This is a genomic window from Streptomyces ziwulingensis (assembly GCF_039542605.1).
GTDB classification, from domain to species: domain Bacteria; phylum Actinomycetota; class Actinomycetes; order Streptomycetales; family Streptomycetaceae; genus Streptomyces; species Streptomyces ziwulingensis.
Genome location: NZ_BAABIG010000022.1, coordinates 337,880 through 352,193, shown reverse-complemented (window position 1 = coordinate 352,193; position 14,314 = coordinate 337,880). Strand labels below are relative to the sequence as shown.

Annotated in this window: 12 protein-coding genes; 7 read left to right on the top strand and 5 right to left on the bottom strand. The window is 73.5% G+C overall.

The features are described from left to right. Positions 1-51: 51 nt before the first annotated feature. Entirely contained in the window at positions 52-399 is a 348-nt protein-coding gene (locus ABEB00_RS12575) for a YbaB/EbfC family nucleoid-associated protein (protein ID WP_345619502.1), read from the bottom strand. A gap of 307 nt (positions 400-706) precedes the next feature. Here ABEB00_RS12575 and ABEB00_RS12570 point away from each other — a divergent pair, with 307 nt between their 5' ends. Beyond that, positions 707-1,483, top strand: a complete 777-nt coding sequence (locus tag ABEB00_RS12570; protein WP_345619501.1) for an SLATT domain-containing protein — start codon at positions 707-709, stop codon at positions 1,481-1,483. Between the two features lie 33 nt (positions 1,484-1,516). Here the strand turns inward: ABEB00_RS12570 and ABEB00_RS12565 are convergent, their stop codons facing one another. Next, complete coding sequence (locus ABEB00_RS12565; protein ID WP_345619499.1) at positions 1,517-3,064, bottom strand: substrate-binding domain-containing protein; 1,548 nt, start codon at positions 3,062-3,064, stop codon at positions 1,517-1,519. A gap of 161 nt (positions 3,065-3,225) precedes the next feature. After that, entirely contained in the window at positions 3,226-5,031 is a 1,806-nt protein-coding gene (locus ABEB00_RS12560; protein WP_345619498.1) for a serine/threonine-protein kinase, read from the bottom strand. 214 nt (positions 5,032-5,245) lie between these two features. Between ABEB00_RS12560 and ABEB00_RS12555 the strand changes: the two genes are divergently transcribed. From ABEB00_RS12555 to ABEB00_RS12545, 3 genes are all read left to right on the top strand, one after another. Next, positions 5,246-6,673: an aspartate aminotransferase family protein gene (locus tag ABEB00_RS12555; protein WP_345619497.1), complete on the top strand. Its 1,428-nt coding sequence runs from the start codon at positions 5,246-5,248 to the stop codon at positions 6,671-6,673. Between the two features lie 219 nt (positions 6,674-6,892). Continuing rightward, the gene (locus tag ABEB00_RS12550) at positions 6,893-7,594 is read left to right on the top strand and encodes a GntR family transcriptional regulator (protein WP_345619496.1); all 702 of its coding nucleotides are present in this window, start codon (positions 6,893-6,895) and stop codon (positions 7,592-7,594) included. A gap of 201 nt (positions 7,595-7,795) precedes the next feature. Beyond that, entirely contained in the window at positions 7,796-8,446 is a 651-nt protein-coding gene (locus ABEB00_RS12545; RefSeq protein WP_345619495.1) for a hypothetical protein, read from the top strand. A gap of 146 nt (positions 8,447-8,592) precedes the next feature. On the opposite strand, the gene ABEB00_RS12540 is transcribed toward ABEB00_RS12545, so the two are convergent. Beyond that, positions 8,593-9,876 carry an adenylosuccinate synthase gene (locus ABEB00_RS12540; protein ID WP_345619494.1) on the bottom strand — a complete coding sequence of 428 codons (1,284 nt, stop codon included), beginning with the start codon at positions 9,874-9,876 and terminating at the stop codon, positions 8,593-8,595. A 195-nt stretch (positions 9,877-10,071) separates the two neighbouring features. Here ABEB00_RS12540 and ABEB00_RS12535 point away from each other — a divergent pair, with 195 nt between their 5' ends. Further along, complete coding sequence (locus tag ABEB00_RS12535; RefSeq protein ID WP_345619493.1) at positions 10,072-10,962, top strand: diacylglycerol kinase; 891 nt, start codon at positions 10,072-10,074, stop codon at positions 10,960-10,962. Positions 10,963-11,023: 61 nt separating this feature from the next. Here ABEB00_RS12535 and ABEB00_RS12530 read toward each other — a convergent pair whose 3' ends face one another. Next, positions 11,024-11,587: a GbsR/MarR family transcriptional regulator gene (locus tag ABEB00_RS12530; RefSeq protein WP_345619492.1), complete on the bottom strand. Its 564-nt coding sequence runs from the start codon at positions 11,585-11,587 to the stop codon at positions 11,024-11,026. Positions 11,588-11,709: 122 nt separating this feature from the next. Between ABEB00_RS12530 and ABEB00_RS12525 the strand changes: the two genes are divergently transcribed. Then, positions 11,710-12,687, top strand: a complete 978-nt coding sequence (locus ABEB00_RS12525) for an ABC transporter ATP-binding protein (RefSeq protein ID WP_345619491.1) — start codon at positions 11,710-11,712, stop codon at positions 12,685-12,687. Next, complete coding sequence (locus tag ABEB00_RS12520; RefSeq protein WP_345619490.1) at positions 12,684-14,291, top strand: ABC transporter permease; 1,608 nt, start codon at positions 12,684-12,686, stop codon at positions 14,289-14,291. Before ABEB00_RS12525 ends, ABEB00_RS12520 begins: the two co-directional genes overlap by 4 nt. Positions 14,292-14,314 lie beyond the last annotated feature (23 nt).

The window sequence follows — 14,314 nt, the reverse complement described above, 5'->3', positions numbered from 1 at the left end:
TTCGGTTTCGCAGGTTCCTTCGGTACGTACGGTAGAGGGGGGCGGGCCGTCTTAGAAAGGCAGGCCCGGGATGCCGGTGCCGCCGCCGCCGAGGCCCTGGGCCAGCGGCCCGAGCTTCTGCTGCTGGAGCGCCTGGGCGTTCTCGTTGGCGGCCTGGACGGCGGCGACGACCAGGTCGGCGAGGGTCTCGGTGTCCTCCGGGTCCACCGCCCGGGGGTCGATCACGAGGTTGCGCAGTTCGCCGGAGCCGGTGACGGTGGCCTTCACCAGGCCGCCGCCGGCCTGGCCGTCGACCTCCGTCCGCGCCAGTTCCTCCTGGGCCCTCGCCAGATCCTGCTGCATCTTCTGGGCCTGCTGGAGCAACTGCTGCATGTTGGGCTGGCCACCACCGGGGATCACGATCAGCTCCTGTCGCCGCGGGTTCCGCTAGGGGTTTCGCTGCGGGTTCCGTTATGGGTTTTTACCGTTCGGGACGAGCCTACGTGGTCCGGGCGGCCCTCGCTCCAGCACTCTTTCGAGTGAGACCGGGGTGATCCCTATACCTGATCAGCACCCTCTTCCGGGCGGAAAAGCGGCGGTATCCGGGCGTTCGCCACCCGTTGGGCGGTAGGAAGGACGCGGCGCGTCAGCCTCGGGTGTGACACGCGCGCGACGGAGTCGTCACGCACCGTGATCAGTTGGTCAGTCGATCGGTGGGGAGTGCCGGGTGGGTCAGCCGGAGATGCAGCCCGAGGTGCCGCCGCGGGACGGGCGGGACGGGCGGGGCGGCGAGGGGTCGGCCCGGTGGTGGCGGCCGGGGGTCGGGGCGCCGGGGGATCTGACGGGGCGGGCGTTCCCGCTCGGGGACTGGGGGCTGCCGGCCGAACGGCTGGACGAGCTGTACCGGTGGGTGGAGCGGGGCGCCCTGGAGACGGCGGACTGGTATCTCGCGGACCGGCTGTGGAAGCGGCGCGGGGCGCGGCTGCTGCGCAGCGGGGCGGTGGCGGGGGCGGTCACGGGGGCGGCGCTGCCGCTGCTGGACATGGCGGGCGTGGTGGGCGGGGGCGCGGCCTGGGGGTATCTGGCGCTGCTGCTGGGGGTGGCGTGTGTGGCCGGGGACCGCTACTTCGGCGTGACGTCGGGGTGGATGCGCGACGTGGCCACCGCGCAGGCGGTGCAGCGGCGGCTGCAGGCGCTGCAGTTCGACTGGGCGTCGGAGAGTGTGCGGGAGGTGCTGGGGCCCGCCGAGGGGACGGCCGGGGAGGCCGCCGAGCGGTGTCTGCTGGTGCTGCGGAGGTTCTCCGAGGAAGTGACGGAGCTGGTGCGGGCGGAGACGGCGGACTGGATGGTGGAGTTCCGTACGGGGCCGGCCCCGCTGGCGGTCCAGGCGGGCACGGGGGGTTCGGGGCGGACCGAGGGGGCGTTGGTGCAAGGGCGGTTCGGGGTACCGCCGGGGGCCTCGCGGCCGAACATGCCGCGCCAGCGGCCGCCGGAGGCGCGGTGACCTTCCGCGTCCCGGTGGGCCGGGGTGCTGCGGCTACCCGGCGTCCGCGCAGAGCTTCAGGCCCGCCGGGGTCCAGCAGGGGACGTGGCCGTGGGTGCGGACCACGTCCTGGCCGTTGCCCCGGGTGAGGTAGGTGAGGAAGCTGGAGGCCAGGGAGTCCGCCGGGGGGCGGCCGTAGGTGTAGGCGTACTCGATCTCGCGGTACGGGTAGGAGTTCGTGCCGCGCTCGATGGCGTCGACGGACGGGGGTTCGCCGTCCAGGCTGAGGCGGCGTACGCCGTCCGCGCGGCCGGCCAGGTTGAGTTCGCTGTAGCCGATCGCGCCGGGCAGGTCGGCGACGGTCCGGAGGACTTGTCCGGTGGAGTCGAGTTCGCAGCGGACGAAGGAGATCGCCGGGTCGTCCTTGCGGCGGCAGTCGAGGGAGGAGTTGGCGATCTCGCCCCGGCCCAGCACCCGGCGCTGGAAGACCTGCCGGGTGCCCGAGAAGGCGTCCCGGCTGACCAGCCGGACCTGGAGGTCGGGGCCGCCGACCTCCGCCCAGTTGGTGATCTGACCGTTGTAGAGGCGTCGTACGTCCGCCGTGGAGAGGTTGTCCGCGGGCAGCCGTACGCCGTCGTTGACCACCAGGGCGAAGACCGACACCGCCACCCGGTTCTCGCGCAGGGCGGACAGGCCGCCCGGCTTGGGGCCGTCGGAGAGCGCCACCAGCGGCGGCGAGCCGTTCTTCGCGTGCGCGCCGGCCTCCGCCAGGTCCCGCACACCGGACGTGGAACCGCGGGTCTCCACCTCGATGCGGGCCTCTTCCCGCGCGCAGTCCCGCTCGTACTTGTCGGCGACCTCCTCCAGTACCGGTTCGAAGGCCGTGGAGCCGGTGAGGGTGAGGGTGCCGCCCTCGCAGCCGATGGGGGACGGGGTGTCGTCCTGGGCGACGACCAGCCCGGCCAGGACGACCACGCAGACCGTGAGCAGGACGGTGATGGCCCGGGCGGCGCGGCCGAACAGGGGCGGGGTGTCGTCCGGGGTGGCACTGCGGTTGGGGTGGACCTCGCCGTCCCGGAGGCCGCCGGTCAGCCGGATCGCCCGGCCCACCTCGCCGCCGGTGAGCAGGACGAGGAGTTTGAAGTTCTGGCCGTGGTTGAGCGGTACTCGGGGGATGTGCAGCGTGTTGCCCTCGTAACCGAAGCCGCGGGCGGCGGTGAAGTGGTCCATCAGGTGGTCGGTGTCCGCCGGCTGGGTGACCGAGACGCCCGCGATGGTGCGGTCGGCGAACACGGCGGTCAGTCCGTGCACCTCGGGGCCCGTGTAGTCGTCGCGGTCGATGCTCTGGGAGCCGTCGTTCTCGACCCGCAGCAGGACGAGGGTCGCGTCCGTCATCCCCGGCGTCTCCTCGAAGAGGCCGAGGCGGCGGTTGAGGCGGCCGGAACGGGCGTCGTCCCCGATCGGGTTGTCCATCTGCACCCGGTAGCCGATCCGCTTGCGGCGCGGTACCCGGCGTTCGACCCAGAGCATGAGGCCCGAGGCGATGATGCCGAGCACCGCCGTCGCCACGGCCACCGTGTTCTCCGCGCTCAGCCACTCCACTGTGGGCGCCCCCGCCGATGAGCGTTCGATCCGATCGTCCGATCGTCCGGACACCGTACGGCTGTGCGAGAGGGGGGCGGGTGGCGTGTCGCCGGATGTTCACGCGCGGCCACGGTTGTTCGCCCGGCGTTCAGCTCGGTCCCCGGGGCCACCCACCGGAGTCACTCCCGGGTGTAGGTGAGCTGCTCGCCATTGTCGGTGTTCACGCGCTCCAGCCTGCCGTCCGGCAGGAGGACGATCTGGGACGCGGCGCCCGGGGTGCAGGAGGCGCGGGGCTCGCCCACGGAGACGTCGGACGGGCCCATCCGCAGGGGGCCGGCGGCGCCGGGGTCGGCGGTCAGTTCGGCCTGGAAGACGCAGTGGTAACCGCTGCCGTCGGCGACCAGGGAGAGGACGGTGTCGCCGACCTCGCCCTGCCGCACGGTCAGCCGCCGGGTGTGCGAGCCGGCGGCGTTGTCGAGGGTGGCGGTCCAGGTGCCGAGGTACGCCGCGGGGATCGCGCCCTCGCCGGCCGCCGGGGTGGTCGTTCCGGCGTCGGTGGACGGTGTGGCTTGGCCGGACGTGGAGGTGGCGGTGGGGTCGCCGCTCGCCTGCCGGCCGCCGTCGCCGCCGTCTCGGTCGCCGTCCATCAGCGCGTAGACGGTGCCGCCGGCGGCGAGCGCGACGACCAGGGCGACGACGATCAGCAGCGCGGTGGAGGCGGTGGAACGGCCCGTACGGGACGGCTCCGGCGGTGCGCCGTAGAAGCGGCCGGGACCGGGACCGGAGCCAGGACCGGAGCCAGGGCCAGGGCCGAGGCCGGGAGTGGAGGCGCACGACGGGGGGCCGTAGGCGGCGGGGGGTGCCGGGGGCGGTCCCTGCCCGGCGACCACCGTGGGGAAGTGGTTCAGCGGGGTGCCGCCGCCGAAACCGGGTCCGGCCGATCCGGCCGATCCGGCCGATCCGGCCGGTCCGGCCGGGGGCGCGGGGGGCGCGGGGGGCGACGCGGCGGCGGGCGGGGCCGCGGGCACGGTGGTCGGGGCGCCTCCTGCCGGTGCCGTCGGGTGCTCGGGGTCCTCCGTGTCGAGCAGCCGCACCGCGTGCCGTCCGAGCTGGGCCACCAGAATCCCCGGCAGCCACGGTTCGCGGGAGCGGCCGTCGGCGACGGTGTCCTGCGCACCGGTGCGGGCCAGGACCGCGTCCAGGTCCGGGCGGGCGGCGGGGTTCTTGCGCAGGCAGTCGCGGACCAGGTCGGCGATGCCCTCGGGGACGCCGTCCAGGTCGGGTTCCTCCTGGGCGATGCGGAACATCAGGGCGTGCATTCCGCTGTCGGCCGTACCGAAGGGCAGCTTGCCGCTGGCGGCGTAGGCGAGCACCGAGCCGAGGCAGAAGACGTCGCAGGCGGGGGTGACCCGGTCGCCGCGAACCTGTTCCGGCGCCATGAAGCCGGGCGAGCCGATGAGCGCGCCGGTCCGGGTGAGAGCGCCGTCGGTCACCGTCCGCAGGGCCCGCGCGATCCCGAAGTCGATGACCCGGGGGCCGTCGATGGTGACCAGCACGTTGGACGGCTTGAGGTCGCGGTGCACGATCCCGGCGGCGTGGATGTCCCGCAGCGCGTGGGCCAGCCCGGCCGCGAGAATACGCACCGAGCGTTCGGGCAGCGCCCCGTGGTCGTGGCCGACGACCTGCTGGAGGCTGGGCCCGGCGACGTATCCGGTGGCGACCCACGGCACGGCGGCCTCGGTGTCGGCGTCCAGCACGGGCGCGGTCCAGTGGCCGCCGACCCGCCGGGCGGCCCGTACCTCCTGCCGGAACCGTTCCCGGAACTCCTCCCGCCGGGCCAGTTCCTCGCGCACCAGCTTCACGGCGACCGTGCGGCCCCGGTCCGACCGGGCCAGGTAGACGTGTCCCATGCCGCCGGCCCCGAGCCGCCCCAGCAGCCGGTAGACGCCGATGCGCCGCGGATCGCCCGCCGCGAGCTTCTCCATCGTCGCGCCGCCTTCCCCCCGAACGTGAGCAACAGGCCGAGAATAGTGCGGGGCCGTCGGCCGGTGGACCGTACGGCGTCTACGGTTCCGTAACAGGATCAGCGGTGGCGGCGACGGCGGGCGGAACGGGTTCGACACCCTGTCGTGGAAAGGGCTCGCCGCCCGACAGGACGCCGGTACCACTTCCGTATCGCGGAGCTTTACTCTCGGCCGCATGACCCCTCAGACCGACCTCCAGCCCGACCTCCAGCCCGAGCCCCAGCCCGACGCCCAGCCGGACCCCCGGCCGAACGCCCGGCCCGACGAGCGGGCCGGTGCCGCGGTGAAGGCCGCCGACCGGGCCCACGTGTTCCACTCCTGGTCGGCGCAGGAGCTGATCGACCCGCTCGCCGTGGCCGGCGCCGAGGGGTCGTACTTCTGGGACTACGACGGCCGGCGCTATCTCGACTTCACCAGCGGGCTCGTCTTCACCAACATCGGCTACCAGCACCCGAAGGTCGTCGCCGCGATCCAGGAGCAGGCGGCGCGGCTGACGACGTTCGCGCCCGCGTTCGCCCTGGAGGCGCGCTCGGAGGCGGCGCGGCTGATCGCCGAGCGGACCCCCGGCGACCTGGACAAGATCTTCTTCACCAACGCGGGCGCGGACGCCGTCGAGCACGCCCTGCGCATGGCGAGGCTGCACACCGGACGGCCCAAGGTGCTGTCGGCGTACCGCTCGTACCACGGCGGTACGCAGACGGCGATCAACGTCACCGGTGACCCGCGCCGCTGGGCCTCCGACACCGGCACGGCCGGTGTCGTCCACTTCTGGGCGCCCTTCCTCTACCGCTCCCGTTTCTACGCCGAGACCGAGGAACAGGAGTGCGCGCGGGCGCTGGAGCACCTGGAGACGACGCTCGTCTTCGAGGGACCGGGGACGGTCGCCGCGATCATCCTGGAGACGATCCCGGGGACGGCGGGCATCATGCCGCCGCCGGCCGGTTACCTCGCCGGGGTCCGCGAGATCTGCGACAAGTACGGGATCGTCCTCGTCCTCGACGAGGTGATGGCCGGGTTCGGCCGGACCGGCGAGTGGTTCGCGGCGGACCTGTACGACGTCGTCCCCGACCTGCTGACCTTCGCCAAGGGCGTGAACTCGGGTTACGTGCCGCTCGGCGGCGTCGCGATCTCCGGCGAGATCGCCGAGACCTTCGCGAAGCGGCCCTACCCGGGCGGGCTGACGTACTCCGGGCACCCGCTGGCCTGCGCCGCCGCCGTCGCCACCCTCGGGGTGATGGCCGAGGAGGGGGTGGTGGAGAACGCGGCCCGGCTCGGCGAGCATGTGGTCGGGCCGGCGCTGCGCGAGCTGGCCGGGCGCCACCCGAGCGTGGGCGAGGTGCGCGGCGTCGGCATGTTCTGGGCGCTGGAGCTGGTGCGGGACCGCGAGACGCGCGAGCCGCTGGTGCCGTACAACGCGACCGGTGAGGCCAACGCGCCGATGGCCGCGTTCGCCGCCGCCGCGAAGGCGCACGGGCTGTGGCCCTTCGTGAACATGAACCGCACCCATGTGGTCCCGCCGTGCAATGTGAGCGAGGCGGAGCTGAAGGAGGGGCTGGCGGCCCTGGACGCGGCACTGTCCGTCGCCGACGAGCACACGGGGTGACCCCTGCCCGCGAGCGGGCAGGCGCCGGGAGGTGAACGCGTAAGGTGGCGTGCTCGTAGACATGTACGCGCACGCCCCACATCCGCACACGCCCCACATCCGCACACGCCACACGCCCCGCATCCGCACACGCCACACTTCCGCGCACGCCGCACGCCACACGCCACGCGCACCCCGCCCCGCCCCGCCCCGCCCGACGTGACGAGGAGACGCCCGACCATGCCCGCCCCCAGCGGCACCGGTGCCGTGACGCGCAGCACCCTGCGGCGGCAGATCGCCGACGCGCTCCGCGACGAGGTACTGGCCGGGCGGCTCCAGCCGGGGCAGGAGTTCACGGTCAAGGAGATAGCCGAGCAGTACGGGGTCTCCGCGACGCCGGTCCGCGAGGCGCTCGTCGACCTGTCCGCGCAAGGGCTGCTCGACGCCGACCACCACCGCGGCTTCCGCGTCCACGAGTACTCGGTCGCCGACTTCCGGGGCATGGTCGAGGCCCGCCGCCTGGTCACCGACGGCATGTTCCACGCGATCGCCGCCTGCGGAGAGGGTGCCGCGCCCCTGGACGGCGCCCGGCGCACCGCCGCCCTCGCCGGGGTCCGGCGGCGCGGCGAGGAGGCGCAGCGCGCGGCCACCGCCGGCGACCTCACCGTGCTCATCGGGTACGACCTGCGGTTCTGGCGCGAACTGGGCACCCTGTTCGGCAACCCCTACCTCTCCGGTTTCCTGCACCGGCTGCGCGTCCAGGGCTGGGTCTGCACGGTGCAGTACCTGCGCCGCGCCGGTGACCTGCGCGGGGTCCTGTGGTCCGGGCACACCGAGCTGGTCGACGCCCTCGTCGCCCGCGACGCCGAGGCCGCCCGCTCGGTCCTCGCCGCGTACAACGCGCACTCCGTCGCCGTCATCGAACGGCTCGCCGGCGCGTAGGCGGCCCGGCTCCCGGCCCGCGGGCGGCGCGGCTCCCCGGCGCGCAGGGGGCGCACCGCGGGCCTGGATGACCGGTACCGCACGGGATCGCGGGCGCGCTGGTGGGTAGGGGATGGGCACGAAGTCCCCCGCGGGGGAAGCCGCCCTCGCGACGCACCGACTACCCTGCCCTGACCATCGTGCTGTGTGAGGAGCCCTCTTTTGGCCTGTGACCTGTGGCTGGTCCCGCTCGTCGACGTCTTGTGCCATACCCCGGACAACCCGTTCGCCGAGGAACTCGCGCAATACGACAAGGTGCTCGGCGCGGCCGGACTGCCGCCGGTGCCGGTGTACCAGTACATGCCGGGCCTGTCCGGCGAGGTCGCCCCGGTGGCCGGCTTCGACTACGACGCCCTGCACTTCCTGCGTCGGGCCTACCTGCTCCAGGTGTGCGGGCTGCCGGTGACGCCGGTGGACGAACTGGGCGGTGACTACGAGCAGTTGCTGGAGATGTTCGAGGCGACGGCCCAGCAGTCGCATCTGGTCTGGCACTACGACCACGCCGGTGCCTACGTCCCCGTCGACTTCCCGCACCCGCTCTCCGACGACGAACTCCTCGCCGGTGGCGGCCCGTTGGGCTCCGCGCACGGTCTGCTGCGGGAGCTGGAGACGGTCGCCCCGGCCCTCGGCATAGACCCGGCCAACCCCCCGGCCGCCCCGCAACCGCCGCCCGGCCCGACCGAGCTGGAGGAACCGGCCACCGCGCCGCCGTACGATCCCAGTCCCTTCGCGCGCGAGCGGCACGTCTGGCTGGGGCTGCACGCGGCGGCCACGCGGAGCCTGGCGCAGGGGTCGATGATCGTCTTCAGTTGACCTCGGCCTCGGCCCTGGCCTTGACCTTGGCTTTGCCTTGGTCTTGGCCTTGGCCTCGACCTTTGGCCTTGTGGTCCGATACGACACCGCGACCGCGGCCGACGCCCCTTGGCGGGGGCCGAACGGCAGCGGTCGCGGCGACTGGCCTACAGGAACGAGTTGATCTCGATCGTCTCGTCCCGGCCCGGGCCCACGCCGATCGCGGAGATCGGGGCGCCGGACATCTCCTCCAGCGCCTTGACGTAGTTCCGCGCGTTCTTCGGCAGGTCGGAGAAGGACTTCGCCTTGGTGATGTCCTCGGACCAGCCCGGCAGGGTCTCGTAGACCGGCGTCGCGTGGTGGAAGTCGGACTGCGAGTACGGCAGCTCCTCGACGCGCTTGCCGTCGATCTCGTACGCCACGCAGACCGGGATCTCCTCCCAGCCCGTGAGCACGTCGAGCTTGGTGAGGAAGAAGTCGGTCAGGCCGTTGACCCGGGTCGCGTAGCGGGCGATCACCGCGTCGAACCAGCCGCAGCGGCGGTCGCGGCCGGTGGTCACGCCCCGCTCGCCGCCGATGCGGCGCAGCGCCTCGCCGTCCTCGTCGAACAGCTCGGTCGGGAACGGGCCGGCGCCGACCCGGGTCGTGTACGCCTTGAGGATGCCGATGACCCGGCTGATCTTCGTCGGGCCCACGCCGGCGCCGGTGCAGGCGCCGCCCGCGGTCGGGTTGGACGAGGTGACGAAGGGGTACGTGCCGTGGTCGATGTCCAGGAGCGTGCCCTGGCCGCCCTCGAAGAGGACCACCTTGTCGTCGTCGAGCGCCTGGTTGAGGAGCAGGACGGTGTCGGCGACGTACGGGCGGAGCTTCTCCGCGTAGCCCAGCAGCTCCTCGACCACCTGCTCCACGGCGATGGCACGCCGGTTGTAGAGCTTGGTGAGCATCTGGTTCTTGGCGTCGAGCGCCGCCTCGACCTTCTGGGTGAGGATCGACTCGTCGTAGAGGTCCTGGACGCGGATACCGACGCGGTTGATCTTGTCCGCGTAGGTCGGGCCGATGCCGCGCCCGGTGGTGCCGATCTTGCGCTTGCCGAGGAAGCGCTCGGTCACCTTGTCGACGGTGACGTTGTACGGCGTGATGATGTGGGCGTTGCCGCTGATCAGGAGCTTGGACGTGTCGACGCCACGCTCGTTCAGCCCGCTCAGCTCGGAGAACAGGACCGACGGGTCGACGACGACTCCGTTGCCGATGACCGGCGTGCAGCCGGGGGAGAGAATCCCGGAAGGGAGCAGGTGGAGGGCGTACTTCTGATCGCCCACGACTACCGTGTGGCCGGCGTTGTTGCCGCCCTGGTAGCGCACCACATAGTCGACGGATCCGCCAAGCAGGTCCGTCGCCTTTCCCTTGCCTTCGTCACCCCACTGAGCACCGAGCAGCACAAGTGCGGGCACGCGCGTACACCCCTTCCGGGCGGGGCATGTCCAAGGTCGAGGGCGCACGCGGAGAATTGTTGTACCGCGTGCACCGCGGCCGTCGTTGGCCGCCACCGTCGGACCGGATGCCCCGGAATAGACGAAGCCCCTGGCGCAATAGCGCAAGGGGCTCTTGCACAAAGATGCTACCCGAGGAAGCGAGGCAGGGCCGAGGTGGCGACTTTCGCGACGTCCGATCAGCTCCTGGTGGTCATCGATCCGGTCGCCCGTCGCGCGGACGGCGAGTCCGTGCGGATCGCGAAGGACGTGCTCAGCGCGGGTGCCGCGCACACCAAGGTGTGCCTTCCTGAGGGGCCGGAGGAGTTCGCCCGGGTCCTCGGCCGACGGGGGTCGCGGCGGCCGGTGCTGATCGGTGACGACCGGGCGCTGCTGCGGGCGGTGTCCCTGCTGCACCGGCAGCGGGAGCTGACGGCGTGCGCGCTGTCGCTGGTACCGGTCGGTCCGGCGCTCGGGCTCGCCCGCGCGCTCGGCGTGCCGACGGGCGCGGTGGCCGCGGCGCGGGCGGTCCTCGACGGGGCGGAACGGCGGCTGGACCTGCTCGTGGACGACAGCGACGGGGTGGTGCTGGGGACGGTGGGCATTCCGCCGGTGCCGGCGCGGGGCGGCCACCGGACGGGCGGCGGCCCGGACGGCGGGGCGGACGGCGGGGCGGCCGGTCCGCACGGTCGCCCCTGGCTGCGGACGTGCCAGTCCCTGGTCCGCACGCTGGCGCCGGCCCGGCCGGCGCGGACCGCGCTGCCCCTCGGGGGCGGCCCGGCCAGGCTGCGGGTGGAGGTCGACGGGGTCGTCCTGGTCGACCTGGACCAGGAGGTCGAAGGGGTGTCGCTGACGCCGGGCGCGGCGGGGGTGGCCGAGGTGGAGGTACGGCCGCTGCCGGACCCGGCCGGGGTGCGGCGCGGGCCCCTGACGGCGGTGGGCCGCACGGTGACCGTCTCGGGCGCCCACTTCCGCTATCGCGCCGACGCGGTGGAGTCGGGTCCGGTACGGACCCGGACGTGGACGGTCCTGGAGTCGGCGTGGGGGCTGACGCTGCCGGCAAAGTAGAAGTAGGAGTAGGAGTAGGTGCGGTCCGGCCTCCGGGACGGGGCTCGTCCCGGCTCCCCGCTCAGCGTCCGCCGAATCTCTCCTCCCGGTGGACCTGCCAGCGTTCCATCATGGCCGTGATCTCACCGTCGAGGAATTCGAAGAACGCGAGGGTCTCGGCCATGCGGCGGCCCGCCGGGGAGTCGGCGCCGAGGCTGTCCACGCCCTCGCGAAGGGCCGCCTCCCAGCGCCTGATGACCGTCTCGCGGCTGGTGAGCGCCTTGTACCACTGGTCGCCGTGCACCCGGTACCGCTCGCGCCGTGAGCCGGGTTCCCGCTCGCGCGAGACCATGTGCTGCTGGGCGAGGTAGCGCACGGCCCCGGAGACGGCGGCCGGGCTGACCTGGAGCTGCTCGCCGAGTTCGGCGGAGGTCAGGGTGCCCGGGTCGGAGGAGAGCAGCGCGGCGAAGACCCGGGCCGGCATCCGCTGCATCCCGGCCTCGACGAGCTGCGCGGCGAAGCCCTCCACGAACCTCGACACGGCGACGGGGTCGCGGCGCCGGGGGCGGGCCGCATCCGGCGATTCCGCCGGTTCCGCCGGCCTCGCCGGCCCCGCCGCCCTCGCTGTCTCCTTCGGATCCGTCATCGGTCGATCATCTCTCACCGCCGGCCCGGCACAGTCCTGCCCGTCCTGCCCAATGCCCGTCCTGACGATATTGATTGTTTCGTATATTCACAAAGTTCTGAAGTAAGAGTACTTTCCTCGGCATGACGAAGGCAATCACCGTCTCCGGTCTCCACAAGTCGTTCGGACGCACGCACGCGCTCGACGGTCTTGATCTGGCGGTCGAGTCCGGCGAGGTGCATGGTTTCCTCGGCCCCAACGGCGCGGGCAAGTCCACCGCCATCCGGGTCCTGCTCGGCCTGTTACGGGCCGACTCCGGCGCCGCCCAGGTGCTCGGCCGCGACCCGTGGGCCGACGCGGTGGAGGTGCGCCGCAGGATCGCGTACGTCCCCGGCGACGTGACCCTGTGGCGCAACCTCTCCGGCGGGGAGGTCATCGACCTCCTCGGACGGCTGCGCGGCGGCCTGGACCGGCGCCGCCGGGCCGAGCTGACCGAGCGGTTCGAGCTGGACCCGACGAAGAAGGGACGGACGTACTCCAAGGGCAACCGGCAGAAGGTCGCGCTGGTCGCCGCGTTCGCCTCGGACGTGGACCTGCTGATCCTGGACGAGCCGACGAGCGGGCTCGATCCGCTGATGGAGGGCGTCTTCCAGCGGTGCGTGGCCGAGGAGCGCGAGCGCGGCCGGACCGTCCTGCTCTCCTCCCACATCCTCAGCGAGGCCGAGGAGCTGTGCGACCGGGTCAGCATCATCCGCAACGGGCGCACGGTGCAGAGCGGTTCCCTCGCCGACCTGCGCCATCTGACGCGGACGAGCGTCACGGCCGAGCTGGCCGGCGAGCCGAACGGGCTGTCGGAGCTGCCCGGCGTGCACGGCCTGGACGTACAGGGTCACCGGGTACGGCTCCAGGTCGACACCGGTCACCTCGACGCGGTGCTCCGCTCGCTCGGCGCGTCCGGCGTACGGTCGCTGACGTCGGCGCCACCGACGCTGGAGGAACTGTTCCTGCGCCACTACCGGACCGAGCGGGCGGGCACGGGCACGGACGAGGCGCCCGGCACGGACGCGATGCCCGGCACGGACGAGGCGCCCGGCACGGACGACGAGGCGGCCGCGCGATGACCGCCGCGAGCCTCGCGGTGCGGGGCGCGGGGGCCGGGCGGCACCTGGCCGGCACCGGTACGCTGCTGCGCCTCGCGCTGCGCCGCGACCGCGTCCTGATCCCGGTCTGGGTGGGCGTGAACGCCCTGCTGGTGCTCTCCATGCCGAGCACCCTGGAGAACCTGTACGGCACCGCCGCCGAACGCGCCGACCTGCTGCGCCAGGTGGGCGGCAACGCCTCGCTGCGGGCCATGATCGGCCCGGTGCTCGGCGACTCCCTCGGCGCCCTGACCGCGTGGCGCGCCGGAGTGTACGCGGGGGCGCTGGCCGCGGTGGCCGGCCTGCTCGTCGTCGTACGGCACACCCGGGACGAGGAGGAGAGCGGCCGTCAGGAGCTGGTCTCGGCCGGGGTGGTGGGCCGCCGGGCCCCGCTGACGGCGGCCCTGCTGACGGCGGCGGTGACCCAGGCCGTCACGGCGCTGCTGGTCGCCGGTGGCCTGGCCGGGCTGGGCACCGGCGGGGCAATGGCCCTCGGGCTCGGGATCGCGGGCGTCGGCATGGTCTTCGCGACCGCGGCGGCGATCGTCGCCCAGTTCACCGAGAGCGCGCGGCTGGCCCGCGGGGTGACGGCCGCGGTACTGGGCGCGGCCTTCGTCCTGCGCGCGGCGGGCGACTCGGCGGTGGACGACGGTACGTCGGTGCTGACCTGGCTGTCACCGCTCGGCTGGCTGGAGAACGTGCGGCCGTTCGCGACCGAACGGTGGTGGGTGCTGCTGCTGTTCGCCGGGGTGACGGTCGCACAGGGGGCGGTGGCGTACGCGCTCGCCGGACGGCGGGACGTCGGCATGAGCTTCCTGCCCGGCCGGCCGGGGCCCGCGGAGGGGCGGTTGGGTACGGCGGGGGCGCTGGCCTGGCGTCTGCAGCGGGGCGGTGTGCTCGGCTGGAGCACCGGTTTCCTGCTCGCCGGGGTGGTGTTCGGTGCGATGACCGAGGGCGCGGCGGACCTGGTCGGCGACAACGACGGTACGCGGGAGATCTTCCAGCGGCTGGGCGGCCGGTCCGGGCTGACCGACACCTTCCTCACGGCGATGGCGGGGATGCTCGGTCTGGTGGCCGCGCTGTTCGTCGTGGCGTCGGTACTGCGGCTGCACGGCGAGGAGACGTCGGGCCGGGCGGAACCGGTGCTGGCGGGCGCGGTGGGGTGGTGGCGGTGGGCGGGGGGACACCTGGCCGTGGCCTTCGGCGGCTCGCTACTGATCATGCTGCTCGGCGGGTTGGGCCTCGGCCTCGGGTACGGCGCGGACCACGGGCGGGTCCTCGCCTCCTGCCTGGTGCAGCTCCCGGCGGTCTGGGTGGTCGGCGGGGTGGCGGTACTGCTGTACGGGCTGGTGCCGCGCGCAGCCCCGGTGGCCTGGGCCGTGGCCGGGGCGGTCCTGCTGATCGGCTGGGTGGGCCCGGCGCTGGACGTGCCGCGCGCGGTGCTGGACCTCTCCCCCTTCGGCCACCTGCCGAAGATCCCGGGCGAGGAGATGAACTGGCCCCCCGTGCTGACGCTTACCGCAGTCGCCGCGGCGCTGGTGGCCGGGGGGCTGGCGGGACTGCGACGCCGGGACCTGACGACGTAGTGGCGGCTGTCCCTCCCCGTCGC

Excerpts from the sequence above, each read along its gene's own strand:
- ABEB00_RS12525 (WP_345619491.1), top strand. The coding sequence starts at position 11,710 with ATGACGAAGGCAATCACCGTCTCCGGTCTCCACAAGTCGTTCGGACGC.
- ABEB00_RS12520 (WP_345619490.1), top strand. The coding sequence starts at position 12,684 with ATGACCGCCGCGAGCCTCGCGGTGCGGGGCGCGGGGGCCGGGCGGCAC.
- ABEB00_RS12550 (WP_345619496.1), top strand. The coding sequence starts at position 6,893 with ATGCCCGCCCCCAGCGGCACCGGTGCCGTGACGCGCAGCACCCTGCGG.
- ABEB00_RS12530 (WP_345619492.1), bottom strand. The coding sequence starts at position 11,587 with ATGACGGATCCGAAGGAGACAGCGAGGGCGGCGGGGCCGGCGAGGCCG.
- ABEB00_RS12555 (WP_345619497.1), top strand. The coding sequence starts at position 5,246 with ATGACCCCTCAGACCGACCTCCAGCCCGACCTCCAGCCCGAGCCCCAG.
- ABEB00_RS12560 (WP_345619498.1), bottom strand. The coding sequence starts at position 5,031 with ATGGAGAAGCTCGCGGCGGGCGATCCGCGGCGCATCGGCGTCTACCGG.